13 protein-coding genes and 1 pseudogene are annotated in these 15773 nt (G+C 59.6%); 4 read left to right on the top strand and 10 right to left on the bottom strand.

Annotated features, from left to right (window positions below):
- Window positions 1–624: 624 nt before the first annotated feature.
- The 4 genes from BZ163_RS27700 to BZ163_RS27715 form a co-directional block, all read right to left on the bottom strand.
- Complete coding sequence (locus tag BZ163_RS27700) at window positions 625–1242, bottom strand: hypothetical protein (RefSeq protein WP_128873554.1); 618 nt, start codon at window positions 1240–1242, stop codon at window positions 625–627.
- The gene (locus BZ163_RS27705; RefSeq protein ID WP_128873555.1) at window positions 1239–2714 is read right to left on the bottom strand and encodes a PAAR domain-containing protein; all 1476 of its coding nucleotides are present in this window, start codon (window positions 2712–2714) and stop codon (window positions 1239–1241) included. Before BZ163_RS27705 ends, BZ163_RS27700 begins: the two co-directional genes overlap by 4 nt.
- Window positions 2715–2894: 180 nt before the next feature.
- Complete coding sequence (locus tag BZ163_RS27710) at window positions 2895–3182, bottom strand: DUF6124 family protein (RefSeq protein ID WP_128873556.1); 288 nt, start codon at window positions 3180–3182, stop codon at window positions 2895–2897.
- Between the two features lie 539 nt (window positions 3183–3721).
- Window positions 3722–4777, bottom strand: coding sequence for a haloacid dehalogenase-like hydrolase (locus tag BZ163_RS27715; RefSeq protein ID WP_128873557.1), 1056 nt, complete (start codon window positions 4775–4777; stop codon window positions 3722–3724).
- Window positions 4778–5018: 241 nt separating this feature from the next.
- Here BZ163_RS27715 and BZ163_RS27720 point away from each other — a divergent pair, with 241 nt between their 5' ends.
- Window positions 5019–6410 (top strand): L-cystine transporter, encoded by a 1392-nt coding sequence (locus tag BZ163_RS27720; protein ID WP_128873558.1) that lies wholly within the window; start codon window positions 5019–5021, stop codon window positions 6408–6410.
- Window positions 6411–6465: 55 nt separating this feature from the next.
- Window positions 6466–6636, top strand: a pseudogene (locus BZ163_RS36060) (DUF3482 domain-containing protein); the annotation flags it as partial.
- A gap of 6 nt (window positions 6637–6642) precedes the next feature.
- On the opposite strand, the gene BZ163_RS27730 reads toward BZ163_RS36060, so the two are convergent.
- Together BZ163_RS27730 and BZ163_RS27735 are read right to left on the bottom strand one after the other, a co-directional pair.
- On the bottom strand, window positions 6643–7176 hold the full coding sequence (locus BZ163_RS27730) for a hypothetical protein (RefSeq protein WP_128873559.1): 534 nt from the start codon (window positions 7174–7176) through the stop codon (window positions 6643–6645).
- A 346-nt stretch (window positions 7177–7522) separates the two neighbouring features.
- Window positions 7523–8035 (bottom strand): dihydrofolate reductase, encoded by a 513-nt coding sequence (locus BZ163_RS27735; protein WP_128873560.1) that lies wholly within the window; start codon window positions 8033–8035, stop codon window positions 7523–7525.
- 85 nt (window positions 8036–8120) lie between these two features.
- On the opposite strand from BZ163_RS27735, the gene BZ163_RS27740 reads away from it, so the two are divergent.
- Window positions 8121–9491 (top strand): DUF2868 domain-containing protein, encoded by a 1371-nt coding sequence (locus tag BZ163_RS27740; RefSeq protein WP_128873561.1) that lies wholly within the window; start codon window positions 8121–8123, stop codon window positions 9489–9491.
- Window positions 9484–10860 (top strand): GTPase/DUF3482 domain-containing protein, encoded by a 1377-nt coding sequence (locus BZ163_RS27745; RefSeq protein ID WP_128873562.1) that lies wholly within the window; start codon window positions 9484–9486, stop codon window positions 10858–10860. The genes BZ163_RS27740 and BZ163_RS27745 overlap by 8 nt, the downstream gene beginning before the upstream one ends.
- A 154-nt stretch (window positions 10861–11014) precedes the next feature.
- Here BZ163_RS27745 and BZ163_RS27750 read toward each other — a convergent pair whose 3' ends face one another.
- The 4 genes from BZ163_RS27750 to BZ163_RS27765 all read right to left on the bottom strand — a co-directional run bounded on the left by BZ163_RS27750 (window position 11015) and on the right by BZ163_RS27765 (window position 15572).
- Window positions 11015–11575, bottom strand: a complete 561-nt coding sequence (locus BZ163_RS27750; RefSeq protein ID WP_128873563.1) for a phosphonate degradation HD-domain oxygenase — start codon at window positions 11573–11575, stop codon at window positions 11015–11017.
- A gap of 138 nt (window positions 11576–11713) precedes the next feature.
- Window positions 11714–12739 (bottom strand): putative 2-aminoethylphosphonate ABC transporter substrate-binding protein, encoded by a 1026-nt coding sequence (locus BZ163_RS27755; RefSeq protein WP_128873564.1) that lies wholly within the window; start codon window positions 12737–12739, stop codon window positions 11714–11716.
- Between the two features lie 32 nt (window positions 12740–12771).
- Window positions 12772–14496, bottom strand: a complete 1725-nt coding sequence (locus BZ163_RS27760) for a putative 2-aminoethylphosphonate ABC transporter permease subunit (protein WP_128873565.1) — start codon at window positions 14494–14496, stop codon at window positions 12772–12774.
- Window positions 14496–15572: a putative 2-aminoethylphosphonate ABC transporter ATP-binding protein gene (locus BZ163_RS27765; protein WP_128873566.1), complete on the bottom strand. Its 1077-nt coding sequence runs from the start codon at window positions 15570–15572 to the stop codon at window positions 14496–14498. Before BZ163_RS27765 ends, BZ163_RS27760 begins: the two co-directional genes overlap by 1 nt.
- Window positions 15573–15773 lie beyond the last annotated feature (201 nt).

Consider the following 15773-nt stretch of genomic DNA (forward strand, 5'->3'; position numbering starts at 1 on the left):
CCGCCAAGTGCGGGGTATTTTTTTGGGCGCAATTATTATTCAACTACCTCCGCCGTTAATTCTTCTAACTTACCAACGTAAAGCAAACTCCAGAGGGCAAATTCAGGGCTAAGCGTCATCACTTGTCGGAGCTGGAAATAAACGCAGCCTGCCCGAGATATAGAAATGCCAATAATGTCGGTCCCAGAATTGCCGCATTAAACCAAACCTTGTCGCTGGGGTGCTCTAACGAAGTAAACAATACAGGGGACATAACTATCAACCCCATTATTAACATTACCGAAACAATACGCCTGCGACGTGACCCGGTAGCTCTGGGCGTATTTAGCGCCGCCAAACCGAGACCAGCGGTCCCTGACCATATGAATGTACTCATTATTATGCCAAAGGCTTCCCCAGACATCATAAGGAACGAGGTTAGCAGAGCCAATCCAAAGGCAGGGAGGGCACCTCCAACTATGTAAATAGTTGCCCAAAGAATGCGTATCACCATCTACTTCTGCTCCATAAAGACACTTTGCTTAGATGAGTAATCTCTCGGCCAGACGAACGTTTCACGTCTCGGATAAACCGAAAATTTATTTTGGCCGGAATCAATGCTGCGACTATTTATGAGGCGCAGTCTCATGGACTTCCCCATGGAGTGGCAAGTTGTAACGTAATGAGGTAACGCTCTTCTGTGGGACGCTTATCGTCCCTGAAGCGATTAACTCCCAGCATTACCTGATACTTGTCGTCAGCTCGCCAGTAAGCAGTGCCGCCAATGTTCACGTCTCGTAATCTGGCACGCCATTGAGGAGTATCGGCAAACGACGGAAAGTCATTGAGCCGGATTGGCATCCAACCCCCTTGGCGCCATTGGTCCTGCAGATCCAACAGAACCTTGAGCGTGTCGTCGAGCAGGAGAGGCTCGATCTGTGGGGACATACGGAGACTGCTGACTAACCCGTCACTATCGAAACTAACCGTGAAAAAGCGAGCTAACGGAGTCACAAACCCGTATTGCGGCTCCAGGAAACGAAGACGAGAATCCGACTTTGGTAATCTTCCCCAAAAATGGCCGGGAATGGCCGGATCGATCACAGCGCTCGAGCGCTGTCGCATCGCTTCCCAAGGCTCGCCAATCATCAGCGCAATCTCAGGTTCGCCCGAAAGCGCTCGAACCATCGAGAAGATCAACAGAGCTGCGCCGGCGAGTAACAAAATCCCACGTCGCCAACCAACGCGTCGCCGCAAAATCATCGCACGCCTCGACCTGCGGCAATGTCCAGAATCGCCTCTTCGATTAAATGGCGATCAGAACGCCGCAGTAGCTGATCAAACTGCGATGCGGCCTTAAGCACAAACGACATGCGCTGATCAATATCGGCCAAATTGGCGAAATGCTCACTGCTGAAACCCACGGTGCGACCGTCTTCGCTGGGATAGCACTGGCTGGCCAAGGTAAGTTCGACAGCGGCTGCAGCACCAGGTGGAATGCCTGTGACAAAAGCGAACTGATTTCTGCGCAGTAGAGTTACCAGTAGTTCGTCGCTGTACATTACCGGTTGCAGGATGTTTTGCTGTTCGTGCCAAGCCAGATGCACAACACTTTCGGTGATATTACCAACCTCAATGGCTTGGAAAGCTTGCAGGATTTCCTTGTAGTCATAGCCGAACTTCAACTTCTCCTGCTCAATCGGCCACAGGACCGGATACTGATCATGCCCATAAATTTTATGACGTGATTCCAGGCAAGTCTTAAGCGCCTGCAGCCCACGCTCCTTGTAAAAAGCATGCAACGGAAATACATCCAGAAACAGCGTGGTATTGCCCAGCGCCAGCATGTCGTGAACAAACAGGAGTTGCTTCTGCACGAGCGACAACGGTTCGTTCGGGCTCCGCACGTCGAGCCACCACGTCGGGTTGTTGCGGCGGGCTTGCTCGTAATCCCGTTCAGCCTGCTCAAGCTCCCGCGCTCTCGCCTGCTGCTGACTCTTACTGGCCCATCCGAACAAGCCAGCGGGCCGTCTCCTAAGCGCCTCCACCCGGCGTAGTTTCGCTTCCTGTTCCGCATCGATCTTTTCGATCGAATCAGCGGCATGCAACAAACCACATCCCACCTGCTTGGAGGCGAACGCCGCGAGGCCCGCCCATTGGAAACGCTGATCCTCAACCCACATATTGGCGTACGCCGCATTGATCGCGCGATTACGCGCCTTTGGGTCGGCAATCAGAATGCCACCTGGCGCCACGACGGCCTCGGCTCTTTGCTGGTAGCTACGCCACAGGTTCTGGCAGATGACCCCCGGCAACTCGCTGAAAGACGGTGTTGCGGGGCTCTTGGCAGGTGCAAATCCGGTGGGGGGCGATTTGACTGTCGGTTGTCGCGCTTGGGCCGGCGACGCGAGTTGAGCGCCGGCTCGGGCAGTCGGCGCAGCGTTGCCTACGTCGATCTGTTGGCTCCTCATGGTCTGATTGGCAATCAACTTGGGCGGTGGATCGCACTTGCACTTGCAGAGGTCGCCATCCAGGGCGGGCTTGAGTCCATCCCACTCCTCCGACAGGCGTGGGCCGACGCACATGATTATCACCGTGCTGTCGCATCCCGGGCATTTGACTTCATCGCCTTCGCGGGCAATGGCCTGGCCATTGATGCTGCCACGACGCCAACCGCTGACGACCGTGCCGCCGACGGTGGTTTTGGCTCCGACGGTGATGTTGTAGCGCTTCATGCGAAATGTGTCCTTGTCAGATCGAAGGACGCAAGTTAGAAGAGGCGAAGTGGAGGAAGAATCAGATGCTTCTTTGATTGATGTAGGGCATTTCTGAAAATGAGGCTGGATGGTCGTCGGTATGCTGGCGATAAAGCGAGGGAATGCCCCGCCAAGTGCGGGGCATTTTTTTTGCCCGGGTTATTCCTGCGGGTCGAGGTTATCCAGCGCCTGATTCACCGCCAGCTCGCCCAACATGATGACCTGGGCAATCCCCAGCATCGTGCTGCGTTGAGAGCCTTCCAGCAGGCCGGCGAAATCGCTGGCCATGACATTTGCCGAGGCGAGGGATTCGCAGGCGTGCGCCAACAGGGTTTCGGTGTCGAGGCCCGGTGCGATGACGAATGTTCGGCTGGGTTTGCGCGGGGTGGCGTTGATGTGGGCTGACAGGTTTTCGGTGTCCGGCGGATCAGGGGTAATTTTCAGCATCGATGATTCTCCTGGAAGTAAGGAGCTATCACCTTCGCTACCAAACGAAAGGTGGCAGCCATACGCAGGTTGGTAGACCGGTCCAGGGAGCCGGCGCGCTCGAAAGCGCCCTACGCATGACCACCATAAAAGCAGGAACGAAAAAAACCTGCCAAGGTGCAGTCATGCGCCTGGAAGAACCGGGCTACCAAACCCGATCGCTGATGGGCAGCGACGCTGAGAAGATAAAACCCGCCAAACAGGCGCACAAGTCGGCGAATTCTGAAGTAGTCGTAGTCCCTTACGCAAGAACGTGCAGGTTGCGACTGTAGGAAGAAGTTGATCAAGCAGAGGCTTTTATTGCACCGACTGGCCCTTTCGCGAGCAAGCCCGCTCCCACAATGGGTCTTCAGTGCACATGCTATGTGTGAATAACCGGGATCAACTGTAGGAGCGAGCTTGCTCGCGATGAACGCAAGGACGCCGCGTTAAATCAGACAGTACGCGTTATCGTTAACGACCATCGCGAGCAAGCTCGCTCCTACAGTGAATCTAAACCCTTACTGGATCTCTTGCGGCGTCACGATCACCCAGTTCTTGTCCGCCGTCACCGGCAACCCTTCCTTGGCCTGGGCCGCGGCGTTCTTGGCCATCATGCCTTGGATCTGGGTCATGTACTTGTCCTTGCGGTTGACCCACAAGTGGATGCCACCCTTGGCCACGTCGACGCCGTGGAACAGCATGTAGCCGTCGCTGGTTGGGGTATCGCCGCCGACCAGGACCGGTTTTTTCCACTCGTCGATGTAGGTCAGGATCGCTGCGTGCTTGCCGGCCATCCAGGTTGCCGGGGTCCACAGGTACGGGGTCAGTTCCAGGCCGAGGTTGGCTTGCTCGTCATACTTGCCGGCAGTGATCTGCTTGCGCGCCGTGGTCAATTCACCGGTCTTGGGGTCCTTGAGCAGCATCGACACGCCGATCACGTTTTGCGGTTTGACGTTGTAGCCGTACTTCGGATCGGCCGCGACCATGCGCACCAGCTCTTCGGAGGCGGCGGTCATCACGTAGACCTCGATGCCGTTCTCCATCAGTTTGCTGTAGAGCTCTTGCTGGCCGGTGAAAATCTTCGGCGGGTTGACGTCGAGTTTCTTGACCACGTCGCCTTCGTAATAGGTCGCTGGCACCGGTTTGCCGGAAGCCATCAATTCATCGACGTAGCCCTTGAGTTCCTGGAGCGTGAAGCCGGAGAACACTTGGGCGACCCATGGATAGCAGACCATGTCGTCGAGTTCGCAGAGGCGATAGTAGTAGCTGAACAGACTTTCCTTGTGCTCGGCGGTGTCCTTGAACGGAATCAGTTTCAGGGAGGGATCGAGTTTGTCGCGGGTGATCAGGCCCTTGTTTTCCATGAACGGCAGCAACGACTCTTCAAGGTCGTAGCGGTAACTGGTGTTGTCCATGTCGAACACCGCGTAGTTACCCTTGTTGGCGTTGGCGGCGATCATCGCGTCCAGCGCCTTGGCCTGATCAGCTGGCCAGTGTTTCAGATCCGTGGCGAGTACCTGGCCGGCAAGGCCCAGGCAAAGTGCTGCAACCAGAAATTTCGGTGCAAATCTCATCGTCAAATCTCCCTGATTCAAAGAGATCGACGCTAACAAATAAGTGTGACGTTCCTCGCCTGTCAGCGACCGCCAACGTGCCTATCGCGCCAGCTGCATCCCCAAGAGCGACATGCGCTTATTCCAAAAACGACAGTTAACAGACATTTTTGATATTAATTCATTGCAAATCAAGCTGTTAGGCTTGCCGGTTCGCAGCTGCCCCGGAAGGTGGCTGGCACAAGTCTTTATCGGAGTTCTCATGAATCTGCCGCTGATCCTCAATCTGCTGGTGTTCCTCGTATTACTTTTTGGCTTGGCACAAACCCGCCACACCACTTGGAGCCTGGCGAAAAAAGTCCTGTTGGCGCTGACGCTGGGTGTGGGTTTCGGTGTCGCTCTGCACGCGATTTACGGTGCCGGCAACCCTGTGCTGAAGGCCTCGATCAGCTGGTTCGATCTGGTGGGCAACGGTTATGTGCAGTTGCTGCAAATGATCGTGATCCCGCTGGTGTTCGCCTCGATCCTCAGTGCCGTGGCCCGTCTGCACAACGCATCGTCCCTGGGCAAGATCAGTTTCCTGACCATCGGCACGCTGTTGTTCACCACGGCCATCGCCGCGCTGATCGGTATCGGCCTGACCAACCTCTTTGGCCTGACCGCCGAAGGCCTGGTGGCCGGCACTCAGGAAATGGCCCGGCTGCAAACGATCCAGAGCGACTATGCGGGCAAGGTCGCGGACCTGAATGTGCCGCAGCTGTTGCTGTCGTTCATCCCGCAGAACCCGTTCGCCGACCTGGCGCGGGCCAAGCCGACGTCGATCATCAGCGTGGTGATCTTCGCGGCGTTCCTTGGGGTCGCGGCGCTGCAACTGCTGAAGGATGATGTTGAGAAAGGTCAGAAAGTGATCAACGCTATCGACACCCTGCAAGCCTGGGTGATGCGCCTGGTGCGCCTGGTGATGAAGTTGACGCCATACGGTGTATTGGCGTTGATGACCAAAGTGGTCGCCGGTTCCAACCTGCAGGACATCATCAAGCTCGGCAGTTTCGTGTTGGTTTCCTACATCGGCCTGGGGCTGATGTTCGTGGTGCATGGTCTGTTGGTCTCGGCGGCCGGGATCAACCCGCTGCGCTTCTTCCGCAAGATCTGGCCGGTGCTGACGTTTGCCTTCACCAGCCGTTCGAGTGCCGCGACCATTCCGCTGAGCATCGAAGCGCAGACCAGCCGCTTGGGCATTCCACAGTCGATCGCCAGTTTTGCCGCCTCGTTTGGTGCGACCATTGGCCAGAATGGCTGTGCCGGTCTGTACCCGGCGATGTTGGCGGTGATGGTGGCGCCGACCGTGGGCATCAACCCGCTGGACCCGCTGTGGATCGCGACATTGGTGGCGATTGTGACGCTGAGCTCGGCCGGGGTGGCCGGGGTCGGTGGTGGTGCGACGTTTGCCGCGTTGATCGTGTTGCCGGCGATGGGGTTGCCAGTGTCACTGGTGGCGCTGCTGATTTCGGTCGAGCCGCTGATTGATATGGGGCGTACAGCGCTGAATGTCAGTGGTTCGATTGCGGCGGGGGCGATTACCAGTCAGGTGATGCAGCAGACGGATAAAGCGTTGCTGGGTGCGGATGAGCATTCGGCGTTGGCTCACGCCTGAGTGTTTTGTTGCTTGAGCGGGCCTCATCGCATTGCTTTCAGGCCCTCTCAAACCTCAGGTGGCCACGCCCCAGGACAAAACCTGGCGCGACGGCAAACTGCCCGAGGCACTGAACAAGGCACATGCGCATCCGCAGGGTCGTCGCTTAACCCGCATCCAAAAAATGAGACAGGCGGAACGACAGGAGGAGATCAAAGTGTTGGCCGGAAAAGGCGCCGAACTGTAGGTCCCGTTATTTCCACCTGAACATGAGAAACACATTGGCCAGCGATTGAACGATTACACCGTCGATCTGCTCGAGAACTCCGTCGTGATTGGCATCGCCGTTGGCGACGCTCTCCAGCACGCCATCGTTGTTGCTATCAAAGACGCTGTGCCAAGACATCAGGCTCGCAGGCTCGACACCACCCTCGGCATGGTGCAAGTGCAATTTCACGACGTTGGGTGTGCCGTCGGAGTGGACGTCTTCGGCGAAAACCTTCATGTAGCGATCCCTGATTTCTCCGTCGTTGAACCAATTCATCTTGAGATAAGAATTGGCGAAAATCTCCAGCAACCGTTGGTCTATCGAGTTTTCCTTCCCGTTGTGATTTACATCGCCCCTCTTGTAGTCGACTTTGCCGTCGGCGTCGAAATCAACGGCGACGGCCTCGTTGACCACGACACTTTTCATGGTCGGGCCAGGCGCCTGATAAAACTCAAGCATAACCAAATCCGCCCGGCCATCTCCATTACGATCCTGTGCAATCACTTTCAAATAACGCATCCGTGCGCTTCCTTGGGAAAAGCCCAGACTGACCCGTTATCCCAAAGCAATCCATACGCTGTTTCCCTGCGATCTGTCAGACAACTCGGCGCGCTACGTCAGACTTGACCCGATGGACCGGTATTGAACGTCAGCGGGTCGATTGCGGCGGGGGCGATTACCAGTCAGGTCATGCAGCAGACGGATAGAGAGTAGCTGGGTGCGGATGAGCATTCGGAGCTGGCGCACACTTGATCGGCCCTGATAGACCGCTTTCGCTGGCAAGCCAGCTCCTACAGGGGTTGTGTCGTTCGCAAAATCCGCGATCAATACACATTCTGCAGGAGCTGGCTTGCCGGCGAAGCTTTTAAGCTTTTTCCCACACTTCAAAGTTGTAGGCTGGCTTATCCCCTTCCGCCGGATTCGGCACATTCGACACCAGCTTCCACTGCCCCGAATCAACCTCCGGAAACCACGCATCCCCTTCCGGGCTCAGCGCCACACGGGTCAGGTACAACCGATCGGCCTGCGCCAGCCCCTGCGCATACAACTGCGCCCCACCAATCAACATCACCTCATCGACGCCCTGCTCGTTCGCCCATGCTTGCGCGCGAACAATGGCGGCCTCCAGCGACGGATACACCTCGGCGCCTTCCAGCACCAGGTCTGCCTGGCGGCTGACCACGATGTTCAACCGGCCCGGCAGCGGGCGACCGAGGGAGTCCCAGGTCTTGCGCCCCATGATGATCGGCTTGCCGAGGGTGGTGGCCTTGAAGTATTTGAAGTCCCCCGGCAAGTGCCAGGGCATGCTGTTGTCGACGCCGATCACGCGGTTTTCACCGAGGGCTGCAATCAGGCTGAGGGGGAGTGATTTAGTCATGCCGGCGAGGATACCAGAGCCTCCCGTACCCCGATAAGCGTCACAGCGGTTATGCTCACGACTCAATTGAGCGACGGGATGCCGCGTGACTGAACTGAATAACCTCTGGCTGACGGAAACCATTCGCCTGCGCGAAGAACACGCCGGCCCCCTGGATGATCTGGAAGCCAATCGACTGGCCCGTACCGCGGGCGGTGACCTGCCGGCCCGGATTCAACGCCGGGCCCTGTGGCTGGCCGAGCGTGACGGACTGACCCATGCCCTCCACCACTGGCGGCAAGGTGCGCGACTGGCGCTGCTTGTCATGGCGGTGCTGGCCGTGATCAGCGGCGCCGGCCTGGCATTTGCGGCGCTGGGCGACGGGCAGACTCCGGTGAATGTGTTCTGGGCCCTGGGCAGCCTGCTCGGGCTGAACCTGATTCTATTGCTGAGCTGGGCGCTGGGCCTGGTGTTTGCCGGTGAACACGGCGCAACGCTGGGACGCGTGTGGCTGTGGCTGAGCGAAAAACTCGCTCGTGATGCCAAGGCTGCGCAACTGGCGCCGGCCCTGCTGTTGCTACTGCAACGACAAAAACTCAATCGCTGGGCGCTCGGTGTGCTCGTCAACGGCTTGTGGTTACTGGCGATGCTCAGTGCCTTGGTGATTCTGTTGATGCTGATGGCGACCCGGCGTTACGGCTTCGTCTGGGAAACCACCATCCTCGGTGGCGACACCTTCGTCGCCATGACCCAGGCCCTGGGTGCACTGCCGGCCCTGCTCGGTTTCAGCGTGCCCACCGTGGAGATGATCCGCGCCAGTGGCGATGCCGCGCTGAATATCGACAGCGCCCGCCAGGCCTGGGCGGCGTGGCTGGTGGGGGTGCTGCTGGTCTACGGGGTATTGCCGCGTTTGCTGCTGGCGCTGTTCTGCCGCTGGCGCTGGACAACCGGCCAGGCAACCTTGCAGCTGGATTTGAACCTGCCCGGTTACGCCCAACTGCGCGAACGACTGATGCCCACCAGCGAACGCCTGGGCATCAGCGATGCCGCCCCAGAACAGCTGCATCAGATTGAAAACGGCGTCAGTGACCTGCCAAGCGATGGCGCGCTGCTGGTGGCGATCGAGCTGGACGATCAACGCCAGTGGCCGCCACAACTGCCGAAAACCGTGAGCAATGCCGGCATCCTCGACAGCCGCGAATCCCGCCACAAACTGCTCGAACAGCTGAGTCGATTTCCTCCTGCTCGCCTGGCTATCGCTTGCGATCCGCGCCGCTCGCCGGATCGCGGCAGCCTTGCGCTGATCGCCGAACTGGCTCGCGGCGCCAGCGCCACCCGTGTCTGGCTGCTGCCAGCGCCGCCCGGCGAAGCGCTGGTCGCCGAGCGCCTCGGTGACTGGCACGTGGCGTTGCAACAGCTGGAACTGCCGTTCGCCGACAGTGCGCCGATGAACTGGCTGGAGACCGGTCATGACTAAGCCCTGGAAACCGCCGTTGAAGCTCGCCGTGGTCGGCCACACCAACGTCGGCAAAACGTCGCTGCTCCGCACCCTGACCCGGGATGTCGGTTTCGGCGAGGTCTCCCATCGACCCAGTACCACGCGACACGTCGAAGGCGCGCGGTTGTCGGTGGATGGCGAGCCCTTGCTCGACCTGTTCGACACCCCCGGCCTGGAAGACGCCATCGCCCTGCTCGACTACCTCGAACGCCTGGAGCGTCCCGGGGAACGCCTCGACGGCCCGGCACGCCTGGCACGATTCCTTGAAGGCAGCGAGGCCCAGCAGCGTTTCGAACAGGAAGCCAAGGTGCTGCGGCAACTGCTGACCTGCGACGCCGGCCTCTACGTGATCGACGCCCGCGAGCCGGTGCTGTCCAAGTACCGCGACGAACTGGAAGTGCTGGCCAGTTGCGGCAAACCGTTGCTGCCGGTGCTCAACTTCGTCAGCAGCGCCAACCACCGCGAGCCGGACTGGCGCGAGGCGTTGGCGCGCCTGGGTTTGCACGCACTGGTGCGTTTCGACAGCGTGGCCCCGCCGGAGGATGGCGAACGCCGACTCTATGAAAGCCTCGCGCTGCTGCTGGAAGACGCTCGCGGGCAACTGGAACGCCTGATCGCCGATCAGCAAGCACAACGCCTGGCGCGTGAGCAGAGCGCCGCGCAATTGATTGCCGATTTATTGATCGATTGCGCCGCCTGCCGACGTAGCGTGATCAGCAACGCCGAGCAGGAACAGCGAGCCATCGACGAGCTGCGCAAAGCCGTTCGACAGCGGGAACAGCGTTGCGTCGAAGCCCTGCTCAAGCTCTACGCCTTTCGCCCGCAGGACGCGTCGGCCACTGATCTGCCGCTGCTCGATGGCCGTTGGGGTGATGATCTGTTCAACCCGGAAACCCTCAAGCAACTGGGCGTGCGGGTCGGTGGCGGTATCGCGGCCGGCGCGGCGGCAGGCGCTGGAGTCGATTTGCTGGTGGGCGGCCTGACCCTCGGCGCAGCGGCACTGGCTGGGGCAATTGCCGGCGGCGCCCTGCAAACTGCGCGCAGTTATGGCAGCCGTCTCATGGGTAAAATCAAAGGCAAGCGCGAACTGACTGTCGATGACAGCGTGCTGCGGCTGTTGGCGTTGCGCCAGCGCCAGCTGCTGCAGGCGTTGAACGCGCGTGGGCATGCGGCGATGGACAGCATTCAGGTCGCTACCCCACAGGACAAGACCTGGCGCGAAGGCAAACTGCCCGAAGCCCTGAACAAGGCCCGGGCGCATCCGCAATGGTCGTCGCTTAATCCGCAGGCGAAGTTGAACCAGGCGGAGAGGCAGGAGCAGGTTGAGGTGTTGGCGCGGCAGTTGTAAGGGCCTGAGCTATTTTCTGCGTTGTCGAAACTGGCCCCTTCGCGAGCAAGCCCGCTCCCACATTTGATCTCGGGTGTTCACAAATGCTGTGTTCACCGCAGAACAAATGTGGGAGCGGGCTTGCTCGCGAAGGCCGCACCTCGGTCCCGCTGCCCTACTCGGCCAATAGCCGCAACGCCTTCTCCTTCAATACATCCAGATCTATAACCGGCACCAACATCTCCTTCGCCTGCTCATCCCACTGACGCATCCGCAGACTGACCTCGCACAACGGATCCTGCTCGAAGGCTAAAGCCTCGGCCGCAGTCATCACCCCACCCTGATATTCCAGGGTCCGGCGACTGGCTTCGCTCAAGCGCTCGTAGTACCCGGGCTCTTTGAGCGTCAGATAACGCTTGGCCTGGACGTGGTATTCCACCAGCCGCGCCATGCGTTCGCTGAAGCCTGCGCGCCGCAGGTAGTCCGCACCGAGGCGTTCATGGCTGACTACGCCGAAACCACCCATATTTTCGGCATTCTCGGCGGGACAGATATGGCCAATATCATGAAAGAACGCCGCCAGTACCACTTCGTCATCAAAGCCTTCGGCCATGGCCCGTTCGGCCGCCTGGGACATGTGCTCGATCTGCGACACCGGTTCGCCGATGTAGTCATCGGCGCCGAAACGCTCGTACAGCTCGAACACCTTGGCAACCACTTGTTCGTTGCGGCGCATCAGATGTCTCCCTATGACGTAAATGTCGTTTTGAACTATAGACCGCCATCGCGAGCAAGCTCGCTCCCACAGTTGGAATGCGCTCCCCCTGTAGGAGCTGGCTTGCCAGCGAAGAGGCCCTGTCAGCCAATAAAGACTTTATTTGGCAGCCACTTTCTCCGACTTGCCGTCATACCGCTTGCGCCACTCAGCCAGGATTTCATCGCGATTCTTCGACGCCCAGGCAAAGTCGTTCTTGATCAAACGTTGCTCATAATCCGCCGGCAATTCAGTCTGCGGCTTGGCAATACCCGGCTGGGCGAGGACCGCGAAGTTTTCTTTATAAAGCTCCATCGCCGCCGGACTGGCAGAGAAGTCCGCCAGCTTTTTCGCCGCCTCTTCATGCGGCGTACCCTTGATCACTGCAGTGGCTTCGATCTCCCAGCCCAGGCCCTCTTTCGGCAGGATAATGTCCAGCGGCGCGCCCTGGCGCTTCAGCTGAACGGCCGGATATTCGAACGAAATACCGATCGGGAATTCACCCGAAGCCGCCAGTTTGCAAGGTTTGGAGCCGGAATGAACGTACTGGCCGATGTTCTGGTGCAGGTCGTCCATGTACTGCCAGCCCTGCTTCTCGCCGAAGGTCTGCAACCAGGCACTGACGTCGAGAAAACCGGTGCCGGACGACGCCGGATTGGGCATGACGATCTTGCCTTTGTACTCAGGCTTGGTCAGGTCCTGCCAGCTCACCGGTTTGCTCAGACCCTGCTTTTCAGCTTCGATAGTGTTGAAGCAAATGGTGGCCGCCCACACGTCCATGCCGACCCAGGCCGGTGGGTTGGCGGCATCGCGGTAGTTGACGCCGATCTTGCCCAGGTCCTTCGGCGCATAACTTTGCAGCATGCCTTGCTGATCGAGAATCGCCAGGCTCGACGCCGCCAGGCCCCAGACCGCGTCAGCCTGCGGACGGGCTTTTTCGGCCAGCAGTTTGGCGGTGATGATGCCGGTGGAATCGCGCACCCACTTGATCTCGACGTCCGGGTTGGCTTTTTCGAAGGCTTGTTTGTAGGTCTTCAGTTGTTCGGCTTCGAGGGCGGTGTACACCGTCAACTCGGTTGTCGCCGCGAAGGCGTTCAGGCTGAAAGCGGTGAGGACAGCAGCGGCCAGGGCCAAAGGCTTGAACATGATGCAATTCCTGTATGAGTTGAAGGTATGAATCAATGGCCGGGCGCGGTTTGCCGCCAGGCCTGGGAGCGGCGCAGCAAACCGCGCGAAGCCCAGGCCAGCAGCAGGGACACGCCCGCCGAGGTGAACAGAATCAGGGTCGACATGGCCGCCGCGCCGCCGACGTTGCCGGCGTCATCCATGTTCAGCACTGCCACCGCGGCGAGGATGGTGTCGGGGCTGTAGAGGAAGATCGCCGCCGAGACGGTGGTCATGGCCGAGACGAAGAGGTAGCGCACGATGTCCAGCAGCGCCGGCAGGCAAATCGGCACCGTGACGCGCAGGTAGTGCCGATACAGCGGAGCCTTGAGCGACAGCGCGGCGGCTTCGAACTCGGCGTCGAGCTGACGCAACGCGGTGGTGGCGGTCATTTGCGCAGTGGTCAGATAGTGCGCAATGGTGCAGACCACCAGCAGGGTCATGGTCCCGTAGAGCACATGCAACGGGTTGCCGGTGAGGTTGAAAAAGAACACGTAACCCAGGCCCAGCACCAGGCCTGGCACGGCCATCGGGACAAAACTGAGCATGCGCAGTGCCAGATTCAGCCCGCGCTGGCCCTTGGTTTTTTCCATCAGGTACGCGCCGGTGAAGATCAGCACACTGCCGATCAACGCCGTGCACAATGCCATTTTCACGCTGTTGCCATAGGCCAGCCAGCCACCACCGGCCGTGTCGTTGAACTGGTAATGGTTGAGCGACAGCGACAGGTTGTACGGCCAGAATTTGACCAGCGACGAGAACACCGCCATGCCGAACACCAGCAGCAATACTGCGCAGATCAGGACCACGATGGCCAGGTAGCAACCGTCGCGCAGCTTCGATGGCGCAGGCTTGAACACCTGTGCACGACCACTCATGGAGTCGCCGTGACGTCGACGCAACCACGCATCGACCCCGAAGCTGAACAGCGCCGGCAACAGCAGCACCATGCCAATCAACGCGCCGCGACCGAATTGTTGCTGACCGACCACGGCCTTGTAGGCTTCCAGTGCCAGCACCTGATAGTCGCCGCCCACCACCACGGGCACGCCGAAGTCGGTGATGGTCAGGGTGAACACCAGACAGAACGCTGCGAACACCGCCTGACGCGTCGCCGGCCAGGTGATGCTGCGGAAGGCTTTGGCCGGACTGGCGCCCATACTGGACGCGGCGTCGAACAGGCGCGCATCCGCCAGGGACAGGGCCGACAGCAAAATCATCAAGGCATGGGGGAAGGTGTAGATCACCTCACCCAGCACAATGCCCCAGAAGCCGTAGATGTTGTCCGACAGCAAACCGCGCAACATGCCCTGGTTGCCGAACAGATAAACCAGCGCAATCCCCGGCAGCATCGACGGCGCCATCAATGGCAACAACGACATGCCACGCCAGATGCCTTTGCCCGGAATCAATGTGCGTTGCAAGGCGTAGGCAAACAGGTAAGCCAGGGGTACGACAATCGCCGCGACACTGAGGGAAACCTTCAAGCTATTACCCAGCAACCAGTGGAAATTGGCACTGGTCACCAACTCTCGAGCGGCGACCAGGCCACCGCCCTGCCCGGCTTCCGAGCTGAACCCGCGCCAGAAGATCGCCAGCAACGGCATCAACACCGCGACGCCGAGCAACCCCAGCAAAAGGACTTTGCCGCCGACCACGAATACCCGGTCGCCGATCTCGGCACGGGAGGCCTGCCGAACCTGTTTGTGCGGCATCGGCAGCGCGATGTTCGCGCTCATCAGGCAAACACCTGCAGGCTGCGCGGAGGCAAGGCGACCATGATCTGCTGCGCACCCAGACGCGGCATGGCTTCCGGCGCCAGTTCCGCCAGCAATGCATGGCCTGGCAGTTGATCGAGTTCGAAGCTCATGCGGCAACGGTTGCCGAGGAAGGTGATCTCGCGAACCTTGGCCGGGAACAGGTTTTCTTCATGCACCGGCGGGTTGATGTTGATCGCTTCCGGGCGGCAGAACAGACGACCCGAGGCCGCTTTTGCGCTGCCTTCGGCCAAACGCAGGTTCATCCCGCCGACCTGCGCATGGCTGTCGCTGCTGCGGCTGAACGGCAGCCAGTTGCCCTGGCCGACAAACTCCGCGACAAACGGCGTCGCCGGGCGATCGTAGATTTCCTGAGGCGTGGCGTACTGCTCGACCTTGCCGTTGTTCATCACGGCGATGCGGTCGGCCATCAGCATGGCTTCGTCCTGATTGTGGGTAACCATCAGGGTGGTGATGCCAAGGCTGCGCTGCAACTGGCGCAATTCGGTGCACAGATGCTCGCGGACCCGGGCGTCCAGTGCCGACATCGGTTCATCCAGCAACAACAGGGACGGTGCCGGAGCCAAGGCCCGGGCCAGTGCCACCCGTTGCTGCTGGCCGCCGGACAACTGACCGGGGTATTTTTTCTCACTGCCGATCAGGCCGACCAATTCCAGCATCTGGCCGACACGCTTGCGCACTTCATCGCGACCGCTGCCGGCGAGGCCGTAGGCAATGTTCGCCTCGACGGTGAGATTGGGGAACAACGCGTAGGACTGAAACAGAATGCCGTAGTCCCGGGCCTGAGGCGCCAGGTGGGACACGTCGCGATCGCCGAGGTACAGCTCGCCGCTGTCTTGCTGCTCAAGGCCGGCGATGCAGCGCAGCAAGGTGGTTTTGCCGCAGCCCGACGGACCGAGCAGACACACCAGCTCCCCTGCGGCCACGTCCAGGGACACGTTATCCAGCGCAGTGAAGGCGCCGAAGCGTTTCTGCACGCCGCGCACTTTCATCGGGGCGCCGGGGTTGGTCAGGGCAGTTGCGATCGAGTGGTTCATGGACAGGCCTCATCAAGCAGATGAAGGCCATCCTAGGGATGTAATGCGAACGTCATGTGGCAGTGAGGCAAAAATGGCTGATAGTGGTATTCGGGGATTTGGGTTCAGGGCTCAGGTCATGTGGTGTCTGTTCCGGCGCCTTCGCTGGCAAGCCAGCGCCTACAGGGGGACGCGATAACCTGTAGGAGCTGGCTTGCCAGC

The organism is Pseudomonas sp. VI4.1 (assembly GCF_002029345.1).
Taxonomy (GTDB): Bacteria; Pseudomonadota; Gammaproteobacteria; order Pseudomonadales; family Pseudomonadaceae; genus Aquipseudomonas.

Excerpts from the sequence above, each read along its gene's own strand:
- BZ163_RS27700 (WP_128873554.1), bottom strand. The coding sequence starts at position 1,242 with ATGATTTTGCGGCGACGCGTTGGTTGGCGACGTGGGATTTTGTTACTC.
- BZ163_RS27705 (WP_128873555.1), bottom strand. The coding sequence starts at position 2,714 with ATGAAGCGCTACAACATCACCGTCGGAGCCAAAACCACCGTCGGCGGC.
- BZ163_RS27710 (WP_128873556.1), bottom strand. The coding sequence starts at position 3,182 with ATGCTGAAAATTACCCCTGATCCGCCGGACACCGAAAACCTGTCAGCC.
- BZ163_RS27715 (WP_128873557.1), bottom strand. The coding sequence starts at position 4,777 with ATGAGATTTGCACCGAAATTTCTGGTTGCAGCACTTTGCCTGGGCCTT.
- BZ163_RS27720 (WP_128873558.1), top strand. The coding sequence starts at position 5,019 with ATGAATCTGCCGCTGATCCTCAATCTGCTGGTGTTCCTCGTATTACTT.
- BZ163_RS27730 (WP_128873559.1), bottom strand. The coding sequence starts at position 7,176 with ATGCGTTATTTGAAAGTGATTGCACAGGATCGTAATGGAGATGGCCGG.
- BZ163_RS27735 (WP_128873560.1), bottom strand. The coding sequence starts at position 8,035 with ATGACTAAATCACTCCCCCTCAGCCTGATTGCAGCCCTCGGTGAAAAC.
- BZ163_RS27745 (WP_128873562.1), top strand. The coding sequence starts at position 9,484 with ATGACTAAGCCCTGGAAACCGCCGTTGAAGCTCGCCGTGGTCGGCCAC.
- BZ163_RS27750 (WP_128873563.1), bottom strand. The coding sequence starts at position 11,575 with ATGCGCCGCAACGAACAAGTGGTTGCCAAGGTGTTCGAGCTGTACGAG.
- BZ163_RS27755 (WP_128873564.1), bottom strand. The coding sequence starts at position 12,739 with ATGTTCAAGCCTTTGGCCCTGGCCGCTGCTGTCCTCACCGCTTTCAGC.
- BZ163_RS27760 (WP_128873565.1), bottom strand. The coding sequence starts at position 14,496 with ATGAGCGCGAACATCGCGCTGCCGATGCCGCACAAACAGGTTCGGCAG.
- BZ163_RS27765 (WP_128873566.1), bottom strand. The coding sequence starts at position 15,572 with ATGAACCACTCGATCGCAACTGCCCTGACCAACCCCGGCGCCCCGATG.